This is a genomic window from Vibrio splendidus (assembly GCF_024347615.1).
In the GTDB taxonomy this organism is placed as follows: Bacteria; Pseudomonadota; Gammaproteobacteria; order Enterobacterales; family Vibrionaceae; genus Vibrio; species Vibrio splendidus.
Window position 1 is genome coordinate 2630625 of sequence record NZ_AP025508.1, and the last position, 26936, is coordinate 2657560.

Sequence of the window (26936 nt, forward strand, 5' to 3'; positions counted from 1 at the left end):
GCAATCAAGGAATAACAACCATGAACCACTACTCTCCATCGCAACTTGTCGCCCAGCAAACACAAGCTCCTGTTGCTAAGAAAGTCCCTCATGCAATGACGATTCATGGTGATACCCGAATCGACGATTACTACTGGATGCGCGATGATGAACGCCAAGACCCAGAGATCTTGAAACAACTTGAGCAAGAGAATCAGTACGCAGATACGGTGCTTAAACATACAGAAGCGGCACAAAAACAATTATTTGAAGAGATCAAAGGGCGAATCGCAAAAGACGACAATTCAGTACCGGTTCGCAAAGGCAGCTACTTCTATTCAAATGAAGTCACAGGTGACAACGAATACCCCGTTCACTTACGTGCAAAAGACTTTGCAGGCGCAGACAAGCAAATCATTTTAGACGTTAACGCACTGGCAAAAGAACATGAATTCTTCAGTGTTGGTGGCTTGACGATCAGTCCAAACGAAAACTTGTTAGCCTATGGCGAAGATACGCTTAGCCGCCGAATCTACACCATCAAGATTAAAGACCTCACGACAGGTGAATATCTGAAAGATGAAATTGAAGGTGCCTCGAGTGCAATTGCATGGCAAAACGACAACCAAGCCTTCTACTACATCAAGAAAGATCCACAAACATTGCTGGGTTACCAAGTTTTACGACATGTATTGGGCACATCTCAGACAAGCGATGAGCTAATCTACGAAGAAACCGACAGCGCTTACTACACCTCTTTGAGTAAAAACAAAGATGGTGAACAGGTCTACATTTGGCACTCGAGCACTGAGACCAGTGGTGTTTCGATCATTGATGCCAACAACCCAAACGCGAAAGCAAAACCTTTCTACCCACGAGAGACTGGCATCGAGTACAGCATCGCTAAGCTAGATGATTGGTATTACATCGACACCAACTACCAAGCCGTCAACTTCCGTTTAATGAAAGTAAACACGGCAGACATGCATGACCGTTCAAAATGGGTCGACGTCGTCCCAGCAGACGACGACACTCAACTTGTCGATTTCGAACTGTTTGATGACCATCTTGTTTACGAACAACGTGCGAATGGCTTGTCTACCGTGAAAGTTCGCCAACTCTCAACAGGCAACGAGTTCCCACTTGAATTTAACGATACCGCATTTGCCGCTTACCTAACGAGTAACTATGAATTAGATAACTCAAAAGTTCGTGTCTATTACAGCAGCTTAACTACGCCAGGTACTTACTATGATTTCGATCTAAGTACAGGTGAATCTGAGCTAATGAAGCAGACACCCGTATTAGGTGATTTCGAAGCGGATAACTACCAATCAGAGCGAATCATGGTAACGGCTCGCGATGGTAAGCAAGTTCCTGTCTCTTTGGTTTATCGTAAAGATTTATTCAAGAAAGACGGCACCAACCCTATCTACCAATATGGCTATGGCTCTTACGGCCACACAATCGAACCAACCTTTGGATCGGCTCGCCTCAGCTTACTTGATCGCGGATTCGTTTATGCTATCGCACATATCCGTGGTTCAGAGATGCTTGGTCGCCCTTGGTATGAAGATGGCAAGAAACTGACCAAACAAAACACGTTCAACGACTTTATTGATGTCACTAAAGGGCTTGTTGAAGAAGGTTATGGCGCTAAAGATAAAGTATTTGCGGTAGGCGGGTCTGCTGGCGGTCTATTGATGGGCGCAATCATCAACCAAGCACCAGAACTGTACCGTGGTATTGGTGCACATGTTCCGTTTGTAGACGTGGTGACGACTATGCTTGATGAATCGATTCCTCTCACCACAAACGAGTATGACGAATGGGGCAACCCCAACGATAAAACCTACTACGATTACATGCTAGGTTACTCACCATATGACAATGTGAAAGTTCAAAGCTACCCGAACATGTTAGTAACAACAGGCCTGCATGACTCACAAGTACAGTACTTTGAACCAATGAAGTGGGTGGCGAAACTGCGTGAAATGAAAACAGACAATAATGTGTTGTTGTTCAAAACCGATATGGAAGCTGGTCACGGCGGGGCTTCTGGTCGCTTCAAAAGATTGAAAGAAGACGCACTTGAATACGCGTTCTTTTTAGACTTACTAAAAACTCAGTAGACTCAGCGTAACTGTAGGTATTCACACAATTTAACGTCGCCATTTAGTCTTTATAAAGTGGCGACAGAAATTATTAAGCATGGTTAAATACGATGAACCATGAAATCCACCAAATCAACAACCCCTTGATAAACAAGCAAGCACAAGGGTTTACGAGAGGTATAAAAACAAATGAAAGTCATTAGCTTCAACATAAATGGCCTTAGAGCCCGTCTTCACCAACTGCAAGCTATTATCGATAAGCACCGACCCGACGTGATTGGTCTTCAAGAGATAAAAGTGCACGATGAAGCCTTCCCATTAGCCGATGTTGAAGCAATGGGTTACAAGGTTTACTTCCACGGCCAAAAAGCGCACTACGGTGTAGCAATGCTGTGTAAGCAAGAGCCAACTTCGGTACAGAAGGGGTTTCCTACTGACAATGAAGACCATCAAAAACGCATGATCATGGCGACGTTTGAAGATGAAAATGGTGAAAAGGTTACCGTACTAAATGGTTACTTCCCTCAAGGGGATAACATTAAGCATGAAACCAAATACCCGTATAAGCGTGAGTTCTACAAAGACTTAATGACGTACCTGAACGATTACCACAACAAAGATGAACAAGTGATCGTAATGGGCGACATTAATATCAGCCCTACCGATATTGATATCGGTATTGGTGAACCTAATGCGAAACGTTGGTTGAAAACAGGTAAGTGTTCTTTCCAACCAGAAGAGCGCGAATGGTTGAAAACACTGATGGATTGGGGTTTTGTGGACAGCTTCCGTTTACTACACCCTGAAGTGAACGATCAATACTCGTGGTTTGATTACCGCTCAAAAGGCTTCGTAGACAACCGCGGCCTGCGTATTGATGTGGTCCTCGCAACTCAAAAGCTTGCTGATAAGTGCACTGAAGCAGGCATCGACTACGAACTGCGTGGCATCGAAAAGCCGTCTGACCACGCGCCAATTTGGTCGACGTTTAAATAGTTATTTTTAGGTAACAAAACTTAGCTAGAGCAAACAGCAAACAGCAAACAGCAAACAAATAGTGCTCACAACGCTGATCAGAAGCTAATAAGGAAAGAGAGGAGATAATATCCCCTCTCTTTTTTATATCGTATGGTCTAGTTCAGCGGCCAAGCAGTCGTGCCATCAACATCCAGCGCTGCCTTGGCAAACTCGTCTAAACAATACCCTTGATTAGATGATGCAAAATATGTCAAGGGCATGTTACTTAGACTAAGAGCCGTGACTTGTTGCTTCGCTTTATCACTGAAACTGAACCCCCACATGTCTAAGTATTGCGTCATATTCCGTTCTGCAACGTAACTCAATGCGATAAGCAACCAATCATTGTTTGTAATATCTACCGCTTCTTGTCTCGTATAATCTGAAAAACCAATCGAGCCTTTTCGATCGTTCCAAAGTTCATCACCGCCTTTCAAGCGATTAAACTCTCTCTCAATCAAGTGCAAGCGCCCTAATAAATGCCAACCCGAATTCAATACACCCTGCTGCTCTGCAAGCATCATCATTTGAATGTAGATACGAGCTCCCCAACTCCAACCAGTTTGATTTTGAGCCGCCATAAAAGCATTGGGATCAGGTTGAGTCCGGCTCTGCTGTAAAAGCTGATACTGCCCTTTAAAATCTAAGCCTTGGCAAGAAGATACCTTTCCGGTGTCTGTGTAGTATTTCGATTTGCTAAAATACGAATAGTAGTTGGTTGTTGAATGACCATCCCATCCAGAAAATCTGAAACGACCTCTCTCTAAGCCATGCCCTAACTCATGAAGATCACCATGCCCTAACGGGTGAAAAGACCAGTAAGCATCGTAAGGATTTCCTGAACAGCCGTAACCACAGTTCGCTTGATCGGCATTCATGTGCTTCACGATATCAATGTTCGCGATTTCCCAGCCCTTTGCCTCACCGTATTGATGTACTTCAGTAATTTCATCAATCCCAGGACCTCTAAAACCTGCAAGCGCATGAGGAAAGTTATGTACATAACGCTCAGTGGCGAGTGCCATATCATGCGGCTGCGCCCAATCTGAGGCACCGATAGACTCTTTCATCTTGTCTAGTTTAGAATGGACTTCGAACCCAGGTGTAACCAACTCGGCCCAATCAAACTTTCCTTCTTCAAGCTGGGCGACAAAACTGTCGTTGTCGGCTTCACTTCGCCAAACAGGGTGTTGAGCAACATTCTCAAAACGCAGTTCAACATCAATATCATTGGTATCAAAATGAACCTGTAATGTTCCGCCATAGGCAGAAGTCAGATAAATCGTCTCTCCTGTTTTCACGGGATAGGTTACTGAGGTCAAAAACTTCGGCCTAGCATAGCCGTCATCGCCCGAAAATTCGTGAGTCGCGCCACTACGTAGGGTATTAAATGCTATCGATGTCGCCACCTCATTACTGTCCAAACGAGTCACTTTGATTGTCTTACCCGGCAAAGCATAAACACCGGCCGCACGAAAGTTTCTCTTAGACTCTAAAGAAATAAGCTTGGTGACCAACGGTACATTATCAAAACTCTTAGAGCTGAAATTACCTAAGCTTGGTTGCGCTGCATTATACAAACGGCTGTTGTATGTGGCGTAATCACTATAGTAAGAATGGAGAAACTCGATTCTCTCAGTTACGCCTTTACCCATCGGGTATTGAACATCTTGGCGATAACGATCAGCGAGTAACAGCAACAACTTTTCATATTCGTAATCATCGGTTGCAAACAGATCAATTTTTTTGCTATCAAGAGTCGTTAGGTGTGAACGAATACTGTTCGCAGCAGCATAGAACTCTTCATTCATGTTGGAATCGTCAGGACAAGATTTGTCATCACAGGAATTCAGATCGACGGTGAAGCTGTTGTCTTTCAGTCGCTGTAAAAGCGCTTGTTGTTGAACAATATTATCCGGTATTCGATCTATCAGCTGTGTAGAATCCCAGTTCGATAAACCGAGCTTACGCCAATAGTTGTCGCCAACGTAAGTCATGTGCATTTCTGAAAATAGCGCGTTACCTAAATCCGTCATGCCGCCATCAAGGTGTAGATATAACACTGGTATATTTTTATTGAACGCCAAGCGTAAACCCGTAATCACATCTTCAATGTCATCACCATCATTCAGCTTTTGAGACAAAACCAGTAAATCAGGGTTATTGTTTTCAATGCATTGACTCAACTTACCGCCATCACAAGTATTGTCGGCATTAATAACCATTGAAGGATTGATATTGCTAGTCAACCAGTTGCGTGTAGCTTGGTCGTCAGGAAAATAATGAGATTGATCGAGCTGAGCTAATACGACATTTTGTGGTGAATCATTATCAGCAGCCCACTTAACCAAGTTTTCTAGCCAAATATCCATCTCTTCGTTGACAGAATCTGGAAAGCGTTGCTTAGTTCGAAACGGGTTACTTGCCAATGCTGCATAGCGACTGTTATCTGACGTATAACCCGCGATACCAATGACAAGCTCTTGGTCGGAATACCCATCTTGCATCGCTTTATTGGTTTGCAAGATGACATCGTTAAAACCATAAGTTGGTAAGATAATTGCCGTATCGTGTGTTGGATCCCAATGAAGATTGCGTAAAGGCTCACCATCAGAGTTTTGTGATAGAGCTTGCTTAATGTGGTTGTAGTTCGAGTTGTATTCAGTAACTAACGTTTGGCTTGCATCAATGAATTCATTGGAGTCTGCTACATAAGAAGCGTCACCTGTGGACAACGCCTTTTGAACAGCAGTTTGTGGAACCGGAGTGATACCAGGCTCGCCACTTCCGCCGCCTTCATTACCTTCCCCTCCAGAACCTCCAGAACCTCCAGAACCTCCAGAACCTCCAGAACCTCCAGAACCTCCAGAACCAGTTTGGGCACTTTCACCGCCACTACCACCTCCACATCCTAAAAGTGATAACGCGATAACACAAACAACCAAATTCGACAGTAAGTAACTCTTTTTCATCATTATTCCATACAACAACAAAATTTCGATGAGTCTATCTATCGCCAAACCTAAAGCAATCAATCTCATGAATGCGTGAGTTTAATTTGAAGCAAGGTAACTATTTCGTTGGGATGTAGCTTCTCGAAAGTTCGTGGAATTCAAAAGCACACGACTTGTTTAATGCTATTAAAAACGGCGCTATAGAAGCGCCGTTTTTTTAACTATGATTTGTAACGTGTGATTAGCTAAGTGGTCTTAAGTAAGCTAAGAAACGTTTCTCTGCGAATTTGAAAATCGCAATGATGATAAACGTTAACCCCATGTAGAACAGGCCTGCTGTTAGGAACGATTCAAATGGTGCGTAGTAACGTGAGTTAACCAAACGGGCAGCACCCGTTAGATCCATAATGGTTACGATACCTGCTACCGCTGAGCCATGAAGCATAAAGATAACCTCATTACTGTAAGCCGGTAATGCTCGACGTAAAGCACTTGGAAGAATGATGCGGCGGTATGTCTTGGGTGTGCTCATACCATAAGCTTTTGCTGCTTCAACCTCACCTTTAGGCAAGCCGTTGATAGCACCACGAATGATTTCTGCTGTGTATGCCGATGTGTTAAGAATGAATGCCACCAAAGCACAAAACCATGCATTCTCCCATAGTGTATCTTTTACCGGGAAGAACTGATCCATTCCATAGTAAATCAGGTACAACTGCACCAATAATGGCGTACCACGGAAGAAATAGATGAACGACCAAGCAGGAGCGTTAATCAGCATATTTGGGCTGTTACGAGCGATAGCTAATGGTATTGCTACACATAAGCCAATGATCAAAGCGACGCAAACCATCCAAGCCGTTGTCCATAAACCACTAAGGTAAATCGGCAGGCTTTCAATTATCAATGAAAAGTCCATAACTACCTCGCGTGGATACTAAATTTACGTTCAACCAACTTAAGCAAGCCCGTCGAAACACTGGTGAAGAATAGGAAAATAAGTGCCACTGTCATATAAAAGGTAAATGGCATTTTGGTTGAGCCTGCAGCCAACGCGCTAACACGTACCATGTCTTCTAGGCCGATAATCGAAACCAACGCGGTGGTCTTTAGTAGAACCAACCAGTTGTTACCAAAACCCGGCAGTGCGTGACGAATCATTTGAGGTAATAAAATACGGCGGAACGCTAAAACGGGCCCCATGCCGTAGGCCTTTGCCGCTTCCATCTCACCGCTGTCGACAGCCATGATTGCACCACGGAAAGTTTCAGCCATGTAAGCGCCAAAGATGAAGCCAATGGTTAAGACACCAGCAATAAATGGGCTGACATCAATATAATCTGGTAAGTAAGCGGTCCACTCGTGGTTAGGATCACTTGATGTGAACCACTCATTGAGCCACTCATTGATGGAATACAAACTGTTGTTTAAAAGGATTTGTCCACCAAAGAAAATCAGCATCATCAATACGAGATCGGGGATGCCTCGAATGACGGTTGTGTAGAGGGTTGCAATTGCACGAGCCCAGCGATAAGGCGCAAGTTTTGCTAAGGCACCTAGCATACCAAGAACCATAGCTAAAATTAGCGACAGCAAGGCAACTTCGATTGTAAGCACCGCCCCTTTCAGGATCGAAGCTTCATATCCTTGTAAATCAAACATAATGAATTCCAACAGAACTGCGAAAAAGTTGGTAAGACAGGGAGAGGAGAACCTCTCCCTTAAGAATTGACGCTAGATATTACTGACCGTATACGTCGTAGTTGAAGTATTTAGCCGCGATATCTTGGTAGATGCCTTTTTCACGTAGTGAAAGGATTGCCGCATCTAATTGCTTAGTCAGATCTTTGTCTTGCTTACGTAGAGCAATACCAAAACCATCGCCGAACCATTTAGGATCGGTTAATGATGGACCAACAAACTCGTAGTCTTCACCACCCGCTTTGTTTAGTACGCCTTCTTCTAGAGCCGATGCATCACCCAGTACAGCAGCAACACGACCATTAGCTAGATCAAGGTAAGCTTCATCGAATGAACCGTAACGAACGATTTCTACTGTGTCGCCGTAGTTGTCTGTTAGGTACTTATCGTGAGTTGTTGCACGTTGAACGGCAATTTTTTGACCTCTTAGATCATCGAAGTTAAGGCCTGCACCTTTTTTAGCGATGAACTTGTTTGGGATAAGTGCGTATTTACCAGTGAAGTCGATCTTTTTCTTACGCTCTTCCGTGATAGACATTGCCGCGATGATTGCATCATATTTACGAGCAAGTAGAGAAGGAATAATACCATCCCAATCTTGTGCAACGATCTTACACTGCACCTGCATTTCGGTACAAAGCGCGTTAGCCATATCAACATCGAAGCCTTTTAGTGAACCGTCAGCTTCTGTCCAGCTAAATGGAGGATAAGCACCTTCAATACCGAAACGTACTGTTTTCCATTCTTTTGCTTGAGCTACGCCCGTTACAGCAGTTGCAGCAAGTGCCGCGACTAATAACCACTTTTTCATATCCCTACTCCTGTGATTTAGGTTTTTATGTTTTGCTAATTTTAATATTTTGTTTGTTGTTGCTTATTAACTTACTTGTTGTGTTTTATTGTTCATACCGTCGCCATTTTCCTTAGCGGCGGTATTTCAATTCTGATTAGTAAATCGATGAGATAAATTGTTGTAAACGCTCAGATTCAGGTTCCGTAAACAGTTTAGCTGGATCGCCCTGTTCTTCCACTAGACCTTGATGCAAGAACATCACATGATTTGATACGTCGCGGGCGAAAGCCATTTCGTGTGTTACCACAAGCATGGTTCTGCCCTCTTCTGCTAGATCGCGCATTACACCAAGCACTTCGCCTACTAACTCAGGGTCTAATGCCGATGTTGGTTCATCAAACAGCATAACTTCAGGATCAACCGCTAGCGCTCGCGCAATAGCAGCACGCTGTTGTTGTCCGCCAGACAAATGACCTGGGTAGTAATCTTTACGCTCATACAGACCGACTTTCTTCAGTAGTAACTCTGCATTTTCAATCGCTTGTGCTTTAGGTACACCTAGGACGTGAACAGGCGCTTCGATAACATTTTCGAGAACGGTCAGGTGAGACCACAGATTGAAACCCTGAAAAACCATCGCTAGGCGAGAACGGATTCGCTGTACTTGTTTTTCATTGGCAGGAACTGAAACACCTTGGCGGTTGTTTTTCATTTGAATTAATTCGCCATTAACCCAAATCTCGCCGGCGGTAGGTGTCTCTAAAAGGTTGATACATCTAAGGAAAGTACTTTTACCAGACCCAGAAGATCCAATAATCGAGACTACATCGCCTTTATGCGCAGAAAGTGAAATTCCCTTTAAAACTTCATTTTGACCAAACGTTTTGTGTAGATCCTTTATGTCCAGCGCTGGTACATCTTTCATGCGCTTTCTCTCCCAAGTTTGTGAAAATGCAAGGTACTCCGACCTTTTCATGCGATACAAACTAGCACCACACGGAATAACATGCAACAAATTATTAACCTAATAATTTGGAATAAATAGCGATTCACTCTGACTTATTATGCAAAAGGTAGCGTTTTCACCTCAATTTAATGAATGAGTTCTATCAATAAGTCGTAATTACCACTCTTACATTGTTTAAATAAAGTTAATCAAAATGAGATTCTCGTAGCCTGATAGCTCACAAGAAAAACACGTTTTGTGAACTTAGAAACATCGCTGTCGAAAACATGCAACCAGAGCATTCAGCACATCCCCTCCATCAATCACTGTTCTGTTTGAAGTCATTACATGGTAAGTATTTCAAGAGGAATGGATGACAATCGAATAATAGTGAAATAACTCAGTTGGCGTTGAGAATTCAGCTAATGCCATAACGGGAGAGGCTCAAAGAAGATTGGAAAACGTCAGTTTGTGAAAACAAATTACACTTTTTATCAACGGTACGTTAATGAATCGCTGCGTTTTGTAGCTTTCTTTCACATACACTCATAAAGTGATCAAGATCAATCACCCTAAAGGGTAAGCTTGTTAGACTCCTCAATACAAAATAAGGCATTAAAAATGCCAAATATTTCTTTTAACTTAGCTGCATAAAGCACATCAAAACCGTGCAACATAATGTTAATAAGTTATAACTAAGAAATAACGCAATTACGCGAACTTATTTAATTCAATTTTAGAATTACTAACATAAAAATATGAGGAATCTATGTCAGACGTTGTGAATAATGCGAACTCTGAAGTAGAAGAGAAAAGCTATAAAGAGCTACACCGCCCTTCTTCGGAATTTGAGAGCCGCTCAGATTATCTAGATCACGAACTTCAAATCATGAAGCCTCGCCGCTTCGGTTTAAACCTTCCAGGCCGTGATTTCCGTTTTGAACTTGAAGACCTTGTTCCTGCACTTGCTGGTACCATCGGTATCATCGCGATGTACTCAGCAGTAATGATGTCTTGGGCTGATGGCCTAACTCAAGCTTGGGATCACGTAAACCTAGGTAAAGACTTCGCAATTGAAGTTGCTCGTGTAGAAATGCTTATTCCTGCACTGCTGTTCTGTATTCTTGCTTCTGGTTTCTTTAACCCTAAAGCAAACCTTGCCGGCAACCACGGCCCAATGATCCCTCTTATCGGTACCATCGCTCTTGCTGGTGCTCACCCTCTTGCATTGGCAATCCTTATCGGTGTCTTTGGTCTAATCCTAAGTTTCCTTAAAGGCGGCTCTAAACTTGTTAACCTGACTTCGGAAGGTACGGCAGGTGGCTTGCTTATCTTCTTAGGCCTAACCGGTACCATGAGCCAAATTAACTCGATTCAGGCATGGGCGGTTGGTCTTCAATCTTCTACTGTTGAAGCGGGTAGCATGGGTTACGTTGGTTTAATCGTTCTTGCTATTACTATCGCTATCTACGCTTTCTTAGCAAAAGTGAACAAGCGTTGGTTAGCTATCCCTGTGTGTGCATTCACCGGCCTTGCTATTGCATTAGCATTGGGCGCTGGTTTCGATATCGTATTCGAAACTGAAATGGGTATTCCAAACCTAAACCCAGTTTACTGGTGGGGTTCTACTTCTGAAGGTTGGATGCTTGGCTTGCCAAACGTTGAACACTTCATCGCTTCTCTACCATTCGCAATTCTTGCCGTAGCAATGTGGTCGCCAGATTTCCTAGGTCACCGTATCTTCCAAGAACTGAACTACCCTAAACGTTCTGAAAAAGTTCTGATGGATGTTGATGACACAATGACGATGTGTTCTGTGCGTCAAATGGTCGGTACTGCAGTGGGTGGTGGTAACATCACATCTTCTTGGGGTACGTACATGATCCCAGCAGCAATCGCGAAACGTCCAATTCCTGGCGGCGCAATCTTGCTTGGTTCTCTATGTATTATTGTTGCGATTCTTGGTTTCCCAATGGACGTAGCAGTATGGCCACCAGTGATGCGTGTTGCGCTACTTGTAGGTGTATCTCTGCCTCTACTTGAAGCAGGTATGCAGATGGTTAAGGATTCAAAAGATTCACAAGCGGCTGGTATCTGTATCTTTGGTTCAGCAGTTGTTAACCCGGTATTAGCTTGGGCTTTAACAATGCTGCTTGATAACAACGGTCTGATTGGTGATAAAGAGCGTGCGAAGCGTCTGTCATTTGTCGACAAGATTGTTATCCCAGTCGGTGTTCTGGTTATCTGTCTAGTAGCAATGCTTGCAGTTGGTATGCTAGAAAGCCAATATGGTCTAAAAGCTTGGCTATAATGGTCTTCACTACACAAAAGTAGTATTGAGACTAAAAAAAAGTTTGGGTGGCAACCCCTGCCACCCATTTTTTTTTCAACTTTTTTTGGCATTTATTGATTTAGTTTAAGGTTTACAGAAATTTTTTAGCGTAGTCTTGAATACATAGAGTAAAGACAACATATAAAAGGTAGTGACAATATATATAACCATATGATGCGAATATGCTCATATATATTGTTATTAATAAGAGTGTACTACCCTTACGAGGGGCGCTGGCTCAACAGTGTTAATGTACGTATTTTTTCTACTAAAAAGGTAGGTATGTCATGGCAGAGCAATTTGCTAAAGCTTGGGAAGATTTTGCTGCAGGTGAGTGGCAAAGCGAAGTAAACGTTCGTGATTTCATTCAAAAGAACTACACGCCGTATGAAGGCGACGAGTCTTTCCTAGTTTCTGAGGGTACTGAAGCAACTAACAAGCTTTGGTCTTCGGTAATGGAAGGTATCAAACAGGAAAACGCAACTAAAGCACCTGTAGATTTCGATACTTCTGTTATCTCTACCATTACTGCTCACGATGCAGGTTACATTGAGAAAGATCTTGAGACTATCGTTGGTCTACAAACTGAGAAGCCACTAAAACGTGCAATCATCCCTAACGGTGGTGTACGTATGGTTGAAGGTTCTTGTAAAGCATACGGTGAAACTCTTGACCCAATGGTTTCAAAAATCTACTCAGAATACCGCAAAACACACAATGCTGGCGTTTTCGATATCTACACTCCTGATATCCTAAAATGTCGTAAGTCTGGTGTTCTGACTGGTCTTCCTGATGCTTACGGCCGTGGTCGTATCATTGGTGACTACCGTCGTGTTGCACTATACGGTATCAACTTCCTAATGAAAGACAAAGCGGCTCAATTCGCATCTCTACAAGAGCGTTTCGAGAACGGCGAAGATCTTTCTGCAACAATGCAATTGCGTGAAGAGATCTCTGAGCAACATCGTGCTCTAGGTCAAATCAAGCAAATGGCTGAAAAATACGGTTTCGATATCTCTGAGCCAGCTCAAACTGCTCAAGAAGCTATCCAGTGGACTTACTTCGGCTACCTAGCTGCTGTTAAGTCTCAAAACGGTGCTGCAATGTCTCTAGGTCGTACTTCGACTTTCCTAGACATCTACATCGAGCGTGATATCGCTGCTGGCAAAATCACAGAAGACCAAGCACAAGAGATGATCGACCACTTCGTAATGAAGCTGCGTATGGTTCGTTTCCTACGTACTCCTGAGTACGATGAGCTATTCTCTGGCGACCCAATCTGGGCTACAGAGTCTATGGGTGGTATGGGTGTCGATGGTCGTACGCTAGTAACGCGTTCGAACTTCCGTTTCCTTAACTCTCTATACACTATGGGTCCTTCTCCAGAGCCAAACATCACGGTTCTTTGGTCTGAGCAACTGCCTGACGGCTTCAAGCGTTTCTGTGCGAAGGTATCTATCGATACTTCTTCTATCCAGTACGAAAATGATGACCTAATGCGTCCTGATCTTGGTTCTGATGATTACGCAATCGCTTGTTGTGTATCACCAATGATCGTTGGTAAGCAAATGCAGTTCTTCGGCGCTCGTGCTAACCTTGCAAAAACTATGCTTTACGCAATCAACGGCGGCGTTGATGAGAAGCTTAAGATGCAAGTTGGTCCAGTTGGCGACAAGATCACTGACGAAGTACTTAACTACGATGACGTAATGGGTCGCCTAGACACATTCATGGATTGGTTAGCTAAGCAATACGTGACAGCTCTAAACAGCATTCACTTCATGCACGACAAGTACAGCTACGAAGCGTCTCTAATGGCTCTTCATGACCGTGACGTTCGTCGTACTATGGCTTGTGGTATTGCTGGTCTGTCTGTTGCTGCTGACTCACTGTCTGCAATCAAATTCGCGACTGTTAAACCAATCCGCGACGAAGATGGCATTGCAACTGACTTCGAAATCGAAGGCGATTACCCTAAATACGGTAACAACGACTCTCGTGTAGATGACATTGCTTGTGAACTAGTTTCTACGTTCATGAACAAGATCCGTAAGCTTAAGACTTACCGTGATTCAATCCCTACACAGTCAGTTCTTACTATCACGTCTAACGTGGTATACGGTAAGAAGACAGGTAACACTCCAGACGGTCGTCGTGCTGGCGCTCCTTTCGCTCCTGGTGCTAACCCAATGCACGGTCGTGATGAGAAAGGCGCTGTAGCTTCACTAACGTCTGTAGGTAAACTACCGTTTGCTGATGCTCAAGATGGTATCTCTTACACTTTCTCTATCGTGCCAAACGCGCTAGGTAAAGAACAAGACAGCCAACGTGCTAACCTTGCAGGCCTAATGGATGGTTACTTCCACCACGAAGCTGGCATTGAAGGTGGTCAACACCTTAACGTTAACGTTCTTAACCGCGAAACTCTTGAAGACGCAGTTAAGCACCCTGAGAAATACCCTCAGCTAACGATTCGTGTTTCTGGTTACGCTGTACGCTTCAACTCTCTAACTACAGAGCAGCAAGCTGACGTAATCGCACGTACATTTACTGAGTCTCTATAAGCTCACGCTAAATAGATAAGTAAAATAATATTAGCCTCGCCAATGTGCGGGGCTTTTTTATATCTGCTGTAAATCGCACTGAACTCACCTACCTCCCAAAATGTTAGGTTGAGCAAGAAAGCACCCAATCATTCACTTTTTTTCCACAAATTCACTTAAATTACGGTAATATCTCTGTTCATAATTTAAGAGTAACTGCTCCATGAAATACCTGCGTTGTTTACCCCTGATTCTCCTCTCTTTTTCATCTTTGGCATCTGATCGTTCTACGCTGACTTTTGCTTTAGATAACGATGGTATTTTTGGTGTTGACCAAGACTATACCAACGGCTTATTTCTGGGTTACACATCATCAAGTATTACGCCATATAATTGGGTAAAACCATTGAGTCTTTCCTACTGGGGGGCAAGCTCTCTAGACAAGTGGGAAATCACCATTGGCCACAAGATGTATACACCTTCTGACATTGAGTTAGAAACACCATCGCCTAATGATCGCCCATACGCAGGTTACCTTCACACCGAATTCAACTACATCAGCTTGAACCCACAGCAAGCCCAGCGTTTTAATATCACGTTTGGTACTACGGGCGAACGTGCACTGTCTGAAGATGCTCAAAAGCTGGTCCACTCGATCACAAAATCAGATGAGCCTATGGGTTGGGAATACCAAGTTGATGATGAGTGGGCGGGAAGCGTTGGTTACCTAAGCCATTTCAACTTAATGCGTAATCAAGCACTAGCAAATACAGACTTCGAGATCTCTAACGTTTCAGAGATCAATGTGGGTAACTTTAGAAGTGATATCTCGACTGGTTTTATGTTTCGTTGGGGTACGGACTTAGGCGGTAACTTTGGTGCAGCTAACATCACCACAGAAAACCCATTCAAACCGGGCATGATCGGCGCATCAAACACAGGTTGGTTTACCTATGCAGGCCTTGAAGGTCGTTACCGATTCAACGATCTGACTATCGAAGGCGATCGTTCTGAAATCGAAGATAATTGGCCGAATCCAGAACAATACGATGTCACCCTAGAGAATATTCAAGCAACAGCTGTATTGGGTGTGGCATGGTATAACCAATACGTTGGTGCCTCTTTTGCACTAACAGCAAAAACACCGGATTACGAAGAAGCAAAAGAGTCAGTGTACACCACTGGCGGTATCACAATGTTTGCTTTCTTCTAGCCACCCGTAAGGGCTTTCGCCCTTTACTTTTCAAGTTTAATAAAGGCAATCATCTTCACAGGTGATTGCCTTTATTTTTAAAGACCTCGTTACCATTTGACCCTATTTTATGTACCGTTTTTGTAATAAAATACACGGTATAAATTCCTCTACGAGAATAGCTCATGTCTACAACTGGTCGCATTCACTCATTCGAATCTTGTGGTACTGTCGATGGCCCTGGTATCCGCTTCATTGTGTTTCTTCAAGGCTGCTTAATGCGTTGTATGTACTGCCATAACCGCGATACATGGGATCTTCATGACGGAAAGGAAGTAACGGTCGAAGAGATCATCAACGAAGCAAAATCATACCGTCATTTCATGAAAGCATCGGGCGGTGGTATCACCTGTTCTGGTGGTGAAGCGATGCTACAACCTGAGTTTGTTCGTGACTTTTTCCAAGCGGCGCAAGCTGAAGGCATTCACACTTGTCTTGATACTAATGGCTACATTCGTAAGCACACTGAAGTGGTCGATGAAGTACTAGAAGCCTCTGATCTAGTGATGTTGGATCTTAAACATATGCGAGATGAGATACACCACGATTTCATTGGCGTATCAAACAGACGTACTCTGGATTTTGCACGCTACCTGCACAAAATCGGTAAGAAGACGTGGATTCGTTACGTGATAGTTCCTGGCTACACGGATACGCCTGAAGATGCTCATCTTCTTGGTGAATTCATTAAAGACATGGATAACATCGAGAAAATAGAACTGCTTCCATACCACAAGCTTGGTGCTCATAAATGGGAAGCGCTTGGTTATGACTACCCTCTTGAAGGTACAAATCCGCCAAGCAAAGAGAAAATGGACGAGATTGTTGCTGTTCTAAACCAGTACCATTCAAACGTAAAGTACTAGTACTGCTAAAGTTCGAATAAAGACGGTGCTCAACCTCTATTTAAACGCCTCAATTTCGATTGGGGCGTTTTGTTTTATGATTATACCAATCGTAGTAAATAGTTGGTCATCCTAGCTGGTTAAAACGCTCAATAACTGCGTTAGAAATTTTGATTGTAGAATAACCACTTATCGAAACTTTCTGCCTTGTTCTCAAGCCTTTTTCCTGCGCTATTTATGATCACTTATTTACTGTGATTGGTATTAAAATAATCCTTTCACTTTTCTTTACAACTTTTGTTTATCAATTCAAAAAATCATATTAAATCCGTGTTGAGATCATGTTTCCACTCGTAGGAATGCTGTTACTCTTACTGCAACAAAAGAATATAACATTTAGTTTTTTAGTGAGGCTCCTCCCATGGAAATGACCAATGCTCAGCGTCTAATTCTATCAAATCAATACTACCTAATGTCTCAAATGGATCCTGAGAACTCCGCTAAATACCAACGTCTACAAACGGTTGTAGAACGTGGTTACGAACTTCAAATGCGTGAACTTAATAAAGAATTTGGCTGTTTGACTGAAGCCGAATGTCGCGAAGTTATCGACATCATGGAGATGTACCATGCCATGCAAGAGTCGAACAAAATGCTTGCAGAGCAAGAACGTGCTGAAGTAGACCAACGTCGCCTACAGTTCCTAGGTTTTGATATCGCTTCTGAAGCTCAGAGCGTACATTACGTGCGTTTCCTTGTTGATTCTGAAGGTCTTTACCCTCAATTCGACAAAGCAGATCACCACTTCAATAGCCAAATGCCAATGCTAGAGAAGTACCGTCGCATGCTAACAACATGGCGCAACTGCCCTCGTCAGTACCACCTATGTGCGACAGAGCTATCTCAAATCTTTAGCGCTTAATACGTTAATAGATCAGCGATAACTTTTTAAAAAGTTTCAAGAAAAAGGGTTACTCATCATGAGTAACCCTTTTTTAATGTTCGCATACAAACAGAAAACGGGACTTATGAAGCGATGTGGATAAAAAGTGTACTTTATATACAGAAAACGCAAATTAATCATGAAGATAAGATATTAAACATTGAACCATTTTCAATTAATTTCTCTGATATCGCCCATTAGCCAACGAACACAAACCTAGAACTTACAACCAATTAAGTCATTCATCTTTATTAATTCCACTTCGAAACATTTAATACAAATTAAAAACCACCGTTCGATTTTGAACGGTGTTTTTTATTTTAAATATGATAGCTAGAATGCTCCCCGAAATTTATTAACCAGAGCGATAAACAAAATGAGAAAATTCATCCTTGCATCACTAGCTATCATGTCTACTTCAGCTTTCGCAGCTAACGAAATGTACGTACTTGGCGGCGTTGGCATTAACGAAGACGACACAGGCGCACAATTCACTGTTGGTTCACAAGTTCTTGATACAAACTTTTATTTAGAATCAACCATGAATTACATCGATTCAGATATCAGCGATGTTACTTCAGACGTAAACGGCGACCTAACTAAGCACAAGGGCGATTACCAACACTTCAAAATGTCTCTAGCGCCAATGTATAAATATAGTTTCGATGAATCTTTTGCTATCTACGGTAAAGTTGGTCTTGCTTACTCAAACTTTAATTCTAAATCAACGATCACTGATAAAGATGGCTCAGTGAATAACAAGCATTCAAATAGTGAATGGGGGGCAACTTACGGCATCGGTGCTGAATTTAAGTCAGTGCAACCAATGTTTGGTAACTCGAAGTTTATGGCACGTGTTGGTTTTGATTGGTACGACTTCAGCTCAGGTGGTCTAAATCTAGGCAGTGACGGCACTCTAGGTCTACAGGCCGGTTTCACTTTCTAAGATATGGAACAGAAAGGTTTTACACTAATTGAGCTGATCATCGTTATTGCTATTCTTGGTATCTTAGCGTTAACCGCTGCCCCAAGTTTTTAAACCACTAGGTGAAGAGTTTGGTAGTAAATTGATTTGTAGAAAAGTCACTGGTGGGAGCTAAATCTAGCCATGTCTTTCCTTGATTCGATTACTGTAATAATCGGTCGGTACTTCGCATAAATAAAAAGGGTTACTCATCATGAGTAACCCTTTTTTAATGTCCGCATTTAGAGAGAGAAACCAAAGCAACTAGAAGACGTAGGCAACACCGACGTTTGCGGCCATGTTAATGCCACTTTCAAGTATTGGGCTGTTCTCAATATCACCTTCAAGGTTGGTATAACGAACGCCACCAGTGACCCGGATATTTGGCGTCACATGCAAGTAACCACCTAAACCAATAAAGTACTGACCATCCCAGTCTGCATCGAACTCATTCAAATTAGTTCTCGACGCTTCTGCTGAACCCACCCCGTACAGGTGGTTATTCAAGCGCTCACTGTTATAAGCATAACCAATAGAGGGTGTAATCGCCCACCCATTGCGACGAATCGGCAAACGCCATGCGGCTTCCGCATAGATACCGTTGTGCCTAAACCCTAAGTCAGAGCCTGCTGTCGCTTCAAACATCCCGACCAAGGTGATCACTTGGTAGCTAATGCCACCTAGTACTGATGCTTTACGCTCATCTAGCTTTTGAATATCAACGTTATCAGAATCACCCGGCTTCAATGTCCTCGAATCATAAACCGCTCGAAACACGATGTTCTGTGGTGAGCCCGCAGGAAGTAAGCGATAACCCGCACTGAATCCACGCATGAAAAAGTGCTCACCTTCATAGCCAATCATAGGAATCACAGCGCGGTTTGACGGTGTATCTTTATAGACAGCCGGAGAATAAGAGGCGGCAACGCCCAGTGACCACTGCGAGATTTTTGCATGTGTTGCTGTCGAAGCCAGTAACGCAACACTGATAACCACTATTTTTAACCCATAATTCTTCACTACATCTACCTATTTATTGAGCAATTTTTGATAACGCCGCGCATTATATGGTACTTCATTCCAGTAAATCAATAGAGCTCAGTTATACATCTAATACACATAAATCCAGTGTGAGTATTATTAAGCGACCTAAAATCACAAAACAAACGGCTAGATCCCCTCGAATGTAAAATAATTGGATTCTACACGCCTCAAGTTGCCTATTGCGCTCGCTAGGTTTTTCACACGCAAAATTGTAAATAAATACATAATTGTTAAGCAAAATTGTGCAAGCGGGTCTAACCTTAAAATGTAGGGAGAGCCTATTTTTCAATCGCTCATCAGTTTTGACTGGTTAACAAGGGGAATGTGACTATGAGTATTTTTGACCACTATCAATCACGTTATGAAGCAGCCAAGGAAGAAGAGCTCACATTGCAAGAGTTCTTAGGGCTGTGTAAAGACGATAAAAGTGCTTACGCTAACGCTGCTGAGCGCTTACTACTGGCCATCGGCGAACCGGAGGTTATAGACACCGCTCAAGACCCCCATCTAAGTCGTATTTTCTCAAACCGTGTCATCTCACGCTACAGCGAATTTAAAGATTTCTACGGCATGGAAGATGCGATTGAACAGATTGTTTCTTACCTAAAACACGCTGCACAAGGCTTAGAAGAACGGAAGCAAATCCTTTACCTGCTTGGCCCTGTGGGCGGTGGTAAATCTTCCCTTGCTGAAAAACTCAAAGCACTGATGCAAAAGCTACCAATCTATGTGCTGTCTGCAGATGGTGAGCGAAGCCCTGTGAATGATCACCCCTTCTGTCTATTCGACGTAAACGAAGATGGCGACCTTTTGAAACAAGAGTACGGAATAGAGAAACGTTACATACGCTCTATCATGTCTCCTTGGGCAGCGAAACGCCTCCATGATTTCGGTGGTGATATCTCTAGATTTAAAGTCATCAAACTACGCCCTTCGATTCTCGACCAAGTTGCGATCGCGAAGACAGAGCCTGGTGATGAAAACAACCAAGATATTTCGTCTCTGGTTGGTAAAGTCGATATTCGTAAACTTGAACACTTCTCTCAAGATGACCCTGATGCCTACAGTTACTCTGGTGCGCTGTGTAAAGCCAACCAAGGTGTGATGGAATTCGTGGAGATGTTCAAGGCGCCAATCAAAGTCTTGCACCCACTTCTAACGGCAACGCAAGAAGGTAACTTCAACGGTACTGAAGGACTTTCTGCACTGCCGTTTGACGGTATGATTCTAGCTCACTCAAACGAATCCGAGTGGCAGACCTTCCGTAACAACAAAAACAACGAAGCCTTCCTCGACCGTGTGTACATTGTAAAAGTCCCTTACTGTCTGCGCGTCTCTGAAGAAGTTAAGATCTACCAAAAACTGCTTGAGCACAGTGAGCTATCCAAAGCCCCTTGTTCACCAAGCACACTCGATCTGCTATCGCAATTCAGCATCCTATCGAGACTGAAAGAGCCTGAAAACTCTTCTCTGTTCTCAAAAATGCGTGTTTACGATGGTGAAACTCTAAAAGACACCGATCCAAAAGCGAAGAGCTACCAAGAGTACCGAGATTATGCTGGCGTTGACGAAGGCATGTCTGGGCTATCAACGCGTTTCGCCTTTAAGATCCTGTCTCGTGTGTTTAACTTCGACCAAGCCGAAGTAGCCGCAAACCCAGTGCACCTGTTCTATGTGATTGAACAGCAAATCGAACGTGAGCAGTTCCCTCAAGAGACCGCTGAGAAGTACCTTGAGTTCTTGAAAGGATACCTAGTGCCACGCTACGTTGAGTTCATCGGTAAAGAGATTCAAACCGCTTACCTAGAGTCTTACTCTGAGTACGGTCAGAATATCTTCGACCGCTATGTCACCTACGCTGACTTCTGGATTCAAGACCAAGAGTACCGTGATCCAGAAACAGGCCAGCTATTTGACCGTGCTTCTCTGAATGGTGAACTAGAGAAAATAGAGAAAACAGCCGGTATCAGTAATCCTAAAGACTTCCGAAATGAGATTGTGAACTTTGTGCTTCGTGCCAAAGCCAACAATAACGGTCAAAACCCAGTTTGGACAAGCTACGAGAAACTGCGCACTGTGATTGAGAAGAAAATGTTCTCTAACACAGAAGAACTGCTTCCTGTTATTTCGTTCAATGCTAAGACCTCAACGGATGATCAGAAAAAACATGATGACTTCGTTGCTCGTATGATGGAAAAAGGCTACACCGAGAAACAAGTGAGACTGCTATCCGAGTGGTACCTAAGAGTTCGTAAATCCTCATAACCAAACCGTACTGAGCTGCTCAACTGAGCAGCTCGTACAAACCAATAACTTTATACCCTAATAAACGAATAGCTCTAATAAACCAATAACTCTTACAACCAATAAAAAGTAGGATCGCGACATCAGCTGAGAGGGAGTTCTTATGGCACAATTTATCGATCGGAGGCTCAATGGCAAGAATAAGAGTGCTGTGAATAGACAGCGTTTCTTACGACGCCATAAAGAGCAAATCAAAGAATCTGTGGCCGATGCAGTCAACCGACGCTCAATCACCAATACTGAAACCGGTGAAGACGTCACTATTCCCCATAAAGACATCAAAGAGCCAAGCTTTCACCAAGGTCAAGGCGGCGTAAGAGAACGCGTTCACCCAGGTAATGACCAGTTCATCACGGGCGATAAAATTGAACGTCCTAAAGGTGGCGGTCAAGGTGGTGGCGCAGGCCAGGGTGACGCAAGCCCTGATGGCGAAGGCCAAGATGAATTTACATTCCAAATTTCAAAAGATGAATATCTTGATATTCTCTTTGAAGATTTAGCTCTTCCTAATCTAGAGAAGAATCAGGTCAACAAAATCACCGAATGGAAGACACATCGCTCTGGTTATCAAAGCGCGGGGATTCCTTCCAACATCGCAATCGTGCGTTCACTGCAGCAATCTCTGGCTCGTAGAACCGCGATGACAGCAGGTAAAAAGCGCGAGCTTAACCTACTGATGGAGCAGCTTGACCAAGTTAAAATGACGGAACCAGCACAACCCTTTGAAGAAAGTCGTTTAAAAGAAGAGATTGCCGAGTTACGTAAAAAAATTGAAAGCGTGCCATTTATTGACACCTTCGACCTGCGTTTTAAAAACTACGAGAAGCGCCCTATTCCATCTAGTCAAGCCGTTATGTTCTGCCTAATGGATGTATCTGGCTCAATGGATCAAGCCACGAAAGACATTGCGAAGCGCTTTTATGTCCTTCTGTATCTGTTCCTAAATCGCACCTACGAAAACGTCGATGTTGTGTTTATTCGTCACCATACTCAGGCTAAAGAAGTCGACGAACACGAGTTTTTCTATTCACAAGAAACCGGTGGCACCATCGTTTCCAGTGCACTGAAACTGATGAAGGAAATTGTCGCAGACCGCTATCCTGCAAATGAGTGGAACATCTATGCAGCACAAGCCTCTGATGGCGATAACTGGGCTGATGACTCTCCTCGTTGTAAAGAGCTATTAGTCAATACACTTCTGCCAACTTGCCAATATTACTCTTACATCGAAATAACACGCCGCTCTCATCAAACACTTTGGCACGAATACGAAAAACTCGAGAGTAGCTTTGACAACTTCGCCATGAAAAATATTAAAACGGTGGATGATATTTTTCCTGTGTTTAGAGAATTGTTCCAGAAAGAGACAGCGTAAGGGGGCTTGCCATGACAGCGAAATCAAACGTTGCAGAAAAAGACAAAGCGACACAGAAGAGAAACGACAAGATGCTGCCTGATGGTCCAGATTGGACATTCAACCTCTTGGAACAATATCACGTAGAAATCAAGCGTGTGGCGCAGCATTACCGTTTAGATACTTACCAGAACCAAATTGAAGTGATTACTTCTGAGCAGATGATGGATGCTTACTCGAGCATCGGTATGCCGATCAATTACAATCACTGGTCATTTGGCAAAAAATTCATTCAAACCGAGCAAAACTACAAGCATGGTCAGATGGGATTAGCGTACGAAATCGTGATCAATTCAGATCCTTGTATCGCATATCTGATGGAAGAGAACACGGTCACGATGCAGGCGCTCGTAATGGCTCATGCTTGTTACGGCCATAACTCTTTCTTTAAGGGCAACTACCTATTCCAAACCTGGACCGATGCCAGTTCCATCATCGACTACCTATTATTCGCTAAAAAATACATTACCGATTGTGAAGAAAAATATGGTGTTGCCGAAGTCGAACAACTTCTCGACTCTTGTCATGCCCTCATGAATTACGGCGTAGACAGATACAAACGCCCTGAGAAGATTTCCATAGCTGAAGAGACAGCAAGGCAAGAAGAACGTGAAGCGTATCTGCAATCTCAAGTCAATGAGCTGTGGAGAACTGTGCCTAAAAATCAAGACAAGGAAAAAGAGACCAAAATTCGCTTTCCTAGCGAACCTCAAGAAAACATTCTCTACTTTATCGAGAAGAACGCACCACTACTTGAACCTTGGCAGCGTGAGTGTGTTCGTATCGTTCGAAAGGTGAGCCAATACTTCTACCCTCAAAAGCAAACTCAAGTAATGAACGAAGGCTGGGCAACCTTCTGGCACTACACCATTCTTAACCACCTTTACGACGAAGGCTTGGTGAGTGACAAGTTCATATTAGAATTCCTACACAGCCACACCAGCGTGGTCGCACAGCCCGCCTACAACAGCCCTTATTTCAGCGGGATAAACCCTTATGCGCTTGGCTTTGCGATGTTTAGAGACATCCGACGTATCTGTGAAGAACCAACCGATGAAGACAAAGAGTGGTTCCCTGAGTTAGCCGGAAGTGATTGGTTAGAAGCGGTGCACTTTGCCATGCACAATTTCAAAGATGAAAGCTTCATCAGCCAATACCTCTCACCAAAGATCATTCGAGACTTTAAACTATTTTCTGTGCTCGACGACGACCGCAAAAACACCATTGAGATAAGTGCTATTCACGATGACCCAGGCTATCGCTTGATTCGTGAAAAGCTTGCGGCGCAATACAACCTAAGTAACCTTGAGCCGAATATTCAGGTGTTTAACGTCGATGTTCGTGGTGATCGCTCGATGACACTGCAGTATGTGCCTCACGGCCGTATACCGCTTGATAAAGGCTACGACGAAGTGATGAAACATCTCTATCGCTTATGGGGCTTTGATGTAATTTTGGAAGAGCTCAAAGATACGGGTCATAGAGAGATTCTGACTACTTGTCCAAAACGTAATGATTATGGAGCCAAGATTTAATATCAATCACAGTAAGTAAGTGCTTGGTATAAAACTCCGCTCCCCCTACAACATAGTGGTCACCCGCTCGGAAGTGGAGCAATAAAAAAGCGCATAAGTCTGATGACTTATGCGCTTTCTTTTTAAGGCTCAAACGTCTTCAATAGACGCAAGGCACTAAACCTAGATACTAGATACTAGATACTAGAGCTAAAACTAAATAAGCTTAAACAATCGGCTTTTGGCCGCGTTCAATCAGCTTCATCAGCACGCTGTCTGCAGATTTACCTGCCACGCCCGCTAGTTTGTCTGACAGCTTTTTCTTCTGTACGTAGTGAATCGCTAGAACCGTTTTGTCCTTACATGCCGCTACGACTAAATCATCAGAAGTGCTGATCTCATCCACCAGCCCAAGCTCATGTGCTTGTGTACCAAACCAGTGCTCACCCGTTGCTACTTTTTCAAGATCGAGTGCTGGACGATGGTCACGGATGAAGTCTTTGAATAGGCCATGTGTCTCTTCGAGCTCTTCTTTAAACTTCTCGCGTGCTTTATCGCTGTTCTCACCAAACATAGTAAGTGTGCGTTTGTACTCACCCGCCGTTAGCTGTTCGAACTCAATATCATGCTTTTTAAGCAGTTTATTGAAGTTTGGCAGTTGAGCAATAACACCAATAGAGCCAACAATAGCAAAAGGTGCAGATACAATCTTGTCTGCGATGCATGCCATCATGTAACCACCACTCGCGGCTACTTTGTCTACAGAGATAGTCAGAGGCAGGCCTGCTGCTTTGATACGGTCGAGTTGAGAAGACGCCAAACCATAGCCGTGAACCATGCCACCGCCAGATTCAAGCTTAAGCAAGACTTCATCACCTTCACGAGCCACAGCCAACACCGCCGTTACCTCTTCACGTAGCGAAGCCACTTCTTTCGCATCAATGCTGCCGTTAAAATCGAGAACGAATAGGTGTGGTTCACGCTTGCTATCAAGCTCACCCTCTTTCGCTGCTTTTTTCACTTCTTTGCCACGTGATTTTACTTTTTCTTTTTCCGCTTTCTTTTCTGCTTTATCACGGGCTTTGATGAAAGCATCATCGTGTAGATGGTGCTCTAATTGTTCAATCGTCTGTTTATGGTGCTCAGATAGGTTCGTGATTTCCAGCTCACCTTTAATCGCGCTTGATTTTCCACCCACCGATTTAGCAATCACTAAAATTGCAATGATGGCGATTACAACGGTCGCAATCTTGGCTAAAAACAAGCCGTAGTCCAACAAAAATTCCAATGTCATATCCCCTAATGTATGAATTAGTGTATTGTAACCATCTTGTCACGATTACCAAGAATTTCTCATCATTCCTGCGTTTATCTGTGTGATAAAACACCAATGGAATGACGAACATAATAAAAGAAAGAAGGATAAGCACAGTGGATTACCCAATCTCTACAGATGCCCTCAAAGATAAAGTAATTTTGGTTACAGGTGCCGGAGCTGGCATTGGTCGCCAAGCCGCACTAAGCTTCGCTCAACATGGTGCAACTGTCATTCTGTTAGGCCGCAATGTTAAAAACCTTGAATTCATTTACGATGAAATCGAAAGTGCTGGTTACCCTCAGGCTGCGATCATTCCGCTAGACCTCAAAGGAGCAACAAAGCAGAACTACATTGATATGGCTGAAACCATTGAATCACAGTTCGGTCGTTTAGACGGCCTACTGCATAACGCAGGTGTGCTTGGCACGCTAAGCCCATTTGATCAAATCGATGAAGAAACATTTGATGGCGTTATGCAAATCAACGTTAAAGCTGAATTTCTAATGACTCAAGCATTGCTGCCTGTCATTAAAAAAGCTGAAGCCGGTCGTATCGTATTCACCTCTTCTACAGTTGGTCACTCTGGCCGTGCGTTCTGGGGCACTTACGCGATTTCTAAGTTTGCGACTGAAGGCATGATGCAAATCCTAGCGGACGAGCTTGAAGACACCAACATCCGTGTAAACGCGATCAACCCTGGCGGCACTCAAACACGCATGCGTGCAAAAGCGTACCCAGGTGAAGATGCGAACAAGCTGAAAACGCCACTCGACATCATCCCGCTGTATCTACACTTAATGAACCCAAGTGTGACAGACATTAATGGCCAATGTATCGATGCTCAACCTAAGTAACTGATATCATTGATCAATAGTAAAAAGTCGCTTCCATAGCGGCTTTTTTTGTATCTAAATCAATCAACTAACACTTACTTCCGCTAATTTTCATCATTTCTCTTT

Annotated in this window: 19 protein-coding genes and 1 pseudogene; 13 read left to right on the forward strand and 7 right to left on the reverse strand. The window is 43.4% G+C overall.

Annotated elements, in window-relative coordinates:
• Window positions 1-20 precede the first annotated feature (20 nt).
• Entirely contained in the window at window positions 21-2111 is a 2091-nt protein-coding gene (locus tag OCU90_RS11690) for a S9 family peptidase (protein ID WP_061021840.1), read from the forward strand.
• 171 nt (window positions 2112-2282) lie between these two features.
• Window positions 2283-3089 (forward strand): exodeoxyribonuclease III, encoded by an 807-nt coding sequence (gene xthA, locus OCU90_RS11695; protein WP_061021842.1) that lies wholly within the window; start codon window positions 2283-2285, stop codon window positions 3087-3089.
• Between the two features lie 137 nt (window positions 3090-3226).
• On the opposite strand, the gene OCU90_RS11700 is transcribed toward xthA, so the two are convergent.
• From OCU90_RS11700 to OCU90_RS11720, 5 genes are all read right to left on the reverse strand, one after another.
• Window positions 3227-6082, reverse strand: coding sequence for an ImpA family metalloprotease (locus tag OCU90_RS11700; RefSeq protein WP_061021844.1), 2856 nt, complete (start codon window positions 6080-6082; stop codon window positions 3227-3229).
• A 223-nt stretch (window positions 6083-6305) separates the two neighbouring features.
• A complete protein-coding gene (locus OCU90_RS11705) occupies window positions 6306-6983 on the reverse strand; it encodes an ABC transporter permease (RefSeq protein ID WP_004736535.1) in 678 nt (225 codons plus the stop codon).
• Between the two features lie 2 nt (window positions 6984-6985).
• Entirely contained in the window at window positions 6986-7726 is a 741-nt protein-coding gene (locus OCU90_RS11710; protein WP_004736534.1) for an ABC transporter permease, read from the reverse strand.
• 79 nt (window positions 7727-7805) lie between these two features.
• Window positions 7806-8576, reverse strand: coding sequence for an ABC transporter substrate-binding protein (locus OCU90_RS11715; RefSeq protein ID WP_061021846.1), 771 nt, complete (start codon window positions 8574-8576; stop codon window positions 7806-7808).
• A gap of 136 nt (window positions 8577-8712) precedes the next feature.
• On the reverse strand, window positions 8713-9483 hold the full coding sequence (locus OCU90_RS11720) for an ABC transporter ATP-binding protein (RefSeq protein ID WP_004736532.1): 771 nt from the start codon (window positions 9481-9483) through the stop codon (window positions 8713-8715).
• Window positions 9484-10273: 790 nt separating this feature from the next.
• Here OCU90_RS11720 and OCU90_RS11725 point away from each other — a divergent pair.
• From OCU90_RS11725 to OCU90_RS11755, 7 genes and pseudogenes are all read left to right on the forward strand, one after another.
• Window positions 10274-11815 carry a DUF3360 family protein gene (locus OCU90_RS11725; RefSeq protein ID WP_017083998.1) on the forward strand — a complete coding sequence of 514 codons (1542 nt, stop codon included), beginning with the start codon at window positions 10274-10276 and terminating at the stop codon, window positions 11813-11815.
• A gap of 308 nt (window positions 11816-12123) precedes the next feature.
• A complete protein-coding gene (pflB, locus tag OCU90_RS11730) occupies window positions 12124-14400 on the forward strand; it encodes a formate C-acetyltransferase (RefSeq protein ID WP_004736530.1) in 2277 nt (758 codons plus the stop codon).
• 202 nt (window positions 14401-14602) lie between these two features.
• A complete protein-coding gene (locus tag OCU90_RS11735) occupies window positions 14603-15592 on the forward strand; it encodes a lipid A deacylase LpxR family protein (RefSeq protein WP_061021847.1) in 990 nt (329 codons plus the stop codon).
• Window positions 15593-15756: 164 nt separating this feature from the next.
• Window positions 15757-16497 carry a pyruvate formate lyase 1-activating protein gene (gene pflA, locus OCU90_RS11740; RefSeq protein WP_054542036.1) on the forward strand — a complete coding sequence of 247 codons (741 nt, stop codon included), beginning with the start codon at window positions 15757-15759 and terminating at the stop codon, window positions 16495-16497.
• Between the two features lie 400 nt (window positions 16498-16897).
• Window positions 16898-17398, forward strand: a complete 501-nt coding sequence (locus OCU90_RS11745) for a YfbU family protein (protein ID WP_004736527.1) — start codon at window positions 16898-16900, stop codon at window positions 17396-17398.
• Window positions 17399-17795: 397 nt separating this feature from the next.
• Entirely contained in the window at window positions 17796-18365 is a 570-nt protein-coding gene (locus OCU90_RS11750) for an outer membrane beta-barrel protein (RefSeq protein ID WP_004736526.1), read from the forward strand.
• Between the two features lie 3 nt (window positions 18366-18368).
• Window positions 18369-18455, forward strand: a pseudogene (locus tag OCU90_RS11755) (type IV pilin protein); the annotation flags it as partial.
• A 192-nt stretch (window positions 18456-18647) separates the two neighbouring features.
• Here the strand turns inward: OCU90_RS11755 and OCU90_RS11760 are convergent.
• On the reverse strand, window positions 18648-19403 hold the full coding sequence (locus OCU90_RS11760; RefSeq protein ID WP_061021849.1) for a MipA/OmpV family protein: 756 nt from the start codon (window positions 19401-19403) through the stop codon (window positions 18648-18650).
• A gap of 354 nt (window positions 19404-19757) precedes the next feature.
• Between OCU90_RS11760 and OCU90_RS11765 the strand changes: the two genes are divergently transcribed.
• The 3 genes from OCU90_RS11765 to OCU90_RS11775 all read left to right on the forward strand — a co-directional run bounded on the left by OCU90_RS11765 (window position 19758) and on the right by OCU90_RS11775 (window position 24680).
• On the forward strand, window positions 19758-21692 hold the full coding sequence (locus OCU90_RS11765) for a PrkA family serine protein kinase (RefSeq protein ID WP_004736581.1): 1935 nt from the start codon (window positions 19758-19760) through the stop codon (window positions 21690-21692).
• A 142-nt stretch (window positions 21693-21834) separates the two neighbouring features.
• Window positions 21835-23106, forward strand: coding sequence for a YeaH/YhbH family protein (locus OCU90_RS11770; protein WP_017078142.1), 1272 nt, complete (start codon window positions 21835-21837; stop codon window positions 23104-23106).
• Between the two features lie 11 nt (window positions 23107-23117).
• A complete protein-coding gene (locus OCU90_RS11775) occupies window positions 23118-24680 on the forward strand; it encodes a SpoVR family protein (RefSeq protein WP_004736579.1) in 1563 nt (520 codons plus the stop codon).
• Between the two features lie 205 nt (window positions 24681-24885).
• Here OCU90_RS11775 and sohB read toward each other — a convergent pair whose 3' ends face one another.
• Entirely contained in the window at window positions 24886-25947 is a 1062-nt protein-coding gene (gene sohB, locus OCU90_RS11780; RefSeq protein ID WP_009849001.1) for a protease SohB, read from the reverse strand.
• A gap of 143 nt (window positions 25948-26090) precedes the next feature.
• Between sohB and OCU90_RS11785 the strand changes: the two genes are divergently transcribed.
• Window positions 26091-26831, forward strand: coding sequence for a YciK family oxidoreductase (locus OCU90_RS11785; RefSeq protein WP_004736577.1), 741 nt, complete (start codon window positions 26091-26093; stop codon window positions 26829-26831).
• Window positions 26832-26936: the final 105 nt, after the last annotated feature.

Bases quoted from the DNA above. Each gene is read 5' to 3' on its own strand.
- OCU90_RS11765 (WP_004736581.1), top strand. From the start codon at position 19,758: ATGAGTATTTTTGACCACTATCAATCACGTTATGAAGCAGCCAAGGAA.
- OCU90_RS11690 (WP_061021840.1), top strand. From the start codon at position 21: ATGAACCACTACTCTCCATCGCAACTTGTCGCCCAGCAAACACAAGCT.
- OCU90_RS11700 (WP_061021844.1), bottom strand. From the start codon at position 6,082: ATGAAAAAGAGTTACTTACTGTCGAATTTGGTTGTTTGTGTTATCGCG.
- pflB (WP_004736530.1), top strand. From the start codon at position 12,124: ATGGCAGAGCAATTTGCTAAAGCTTGGGAAGATTTTGCTGCAGGTGAG.
- OCU90_RS11710 (WP_004736534.1), bottom strand. From the start codon at position 7,726: ATGTTTGATTTACAAGGATATGAAGCTTCGATCCTGAAAGGGGCGGTG.
- pflA (WP_054542036.1), top strand. From the start codon at position 15,757: ATGTCTACAACTGGTCGCATTCACTCATTCGAATCTTGTGGTACTGTC.
- OCU90_RS11770 (WP_017078142.1), top strand. From the start codon at position 21,835: ATGGCACAATTTATCGATCGGAGGCTCAATGGCAAGAATAAGAGTGCT.
- OCU90_RS11750 (WP_004736526.1), top strand. From the start codon at position 17,796: ATGAGAAAATTCATCCTTGCATCACTAGCTATCATGTCTACTTCAGCT.
- OCU90_RS11745 (WP_004736527.1), top strand. From the start codon at position 16,898: ATGGAAATGACCAATGCTCAGCGTCTAATTCTATCAAATCAATACTAC.
- OCU90_RS11775 (WP_004736579.1), top strand. From the start codon at position 23,118: ATGACAGCGAAATCAAACGTTGCAGAAAAAGACAAAGCGACACAGAAG.
- OCU90_RS11725 (WP_017083998.1), top strand. From the start codon at position 10,274: ATGTCAGACGTTGTGAATAATGCGAACTCTGAAGTAGAAGAGAAAAGC.
- xthA (WP_061021842.1), top strand. From the start codon at position 2,283: ATGAAAGTCATTAGCTTCAACATAAATGGCCTTAGAGCCCGTCTTCAC.
- OCU90_RS11705 (WP_004736535.1), bottom strand. From the start codon at position 6,983: ATGGACTTTTCATTGATAATTGAAAGCCTGCCGATTTACCTTAGTGGT.
- OCU90_RS11735 (WP_061021847.1), top strand. From the start codon at position 14,603: ATGAAATACCTGCGTTGTTTACCCCTGATTCTCCTCTCTTTTTCATCT.
- OCU90_RS11720 (WP_004736532.1), bottom strand. From the start codon at position 9,483: ATGAAAGATGTACCAGCGCTGGACATAAAGGATCTACACAAAACGTTT.
- OCU90_RS11715 (WP_061021846.1), bottom strand. From the start codon at position 8,576: ATGAAAAAGTGGTTATTAGTCGCGGCACTTGCTGCAACTGCTGTAACG.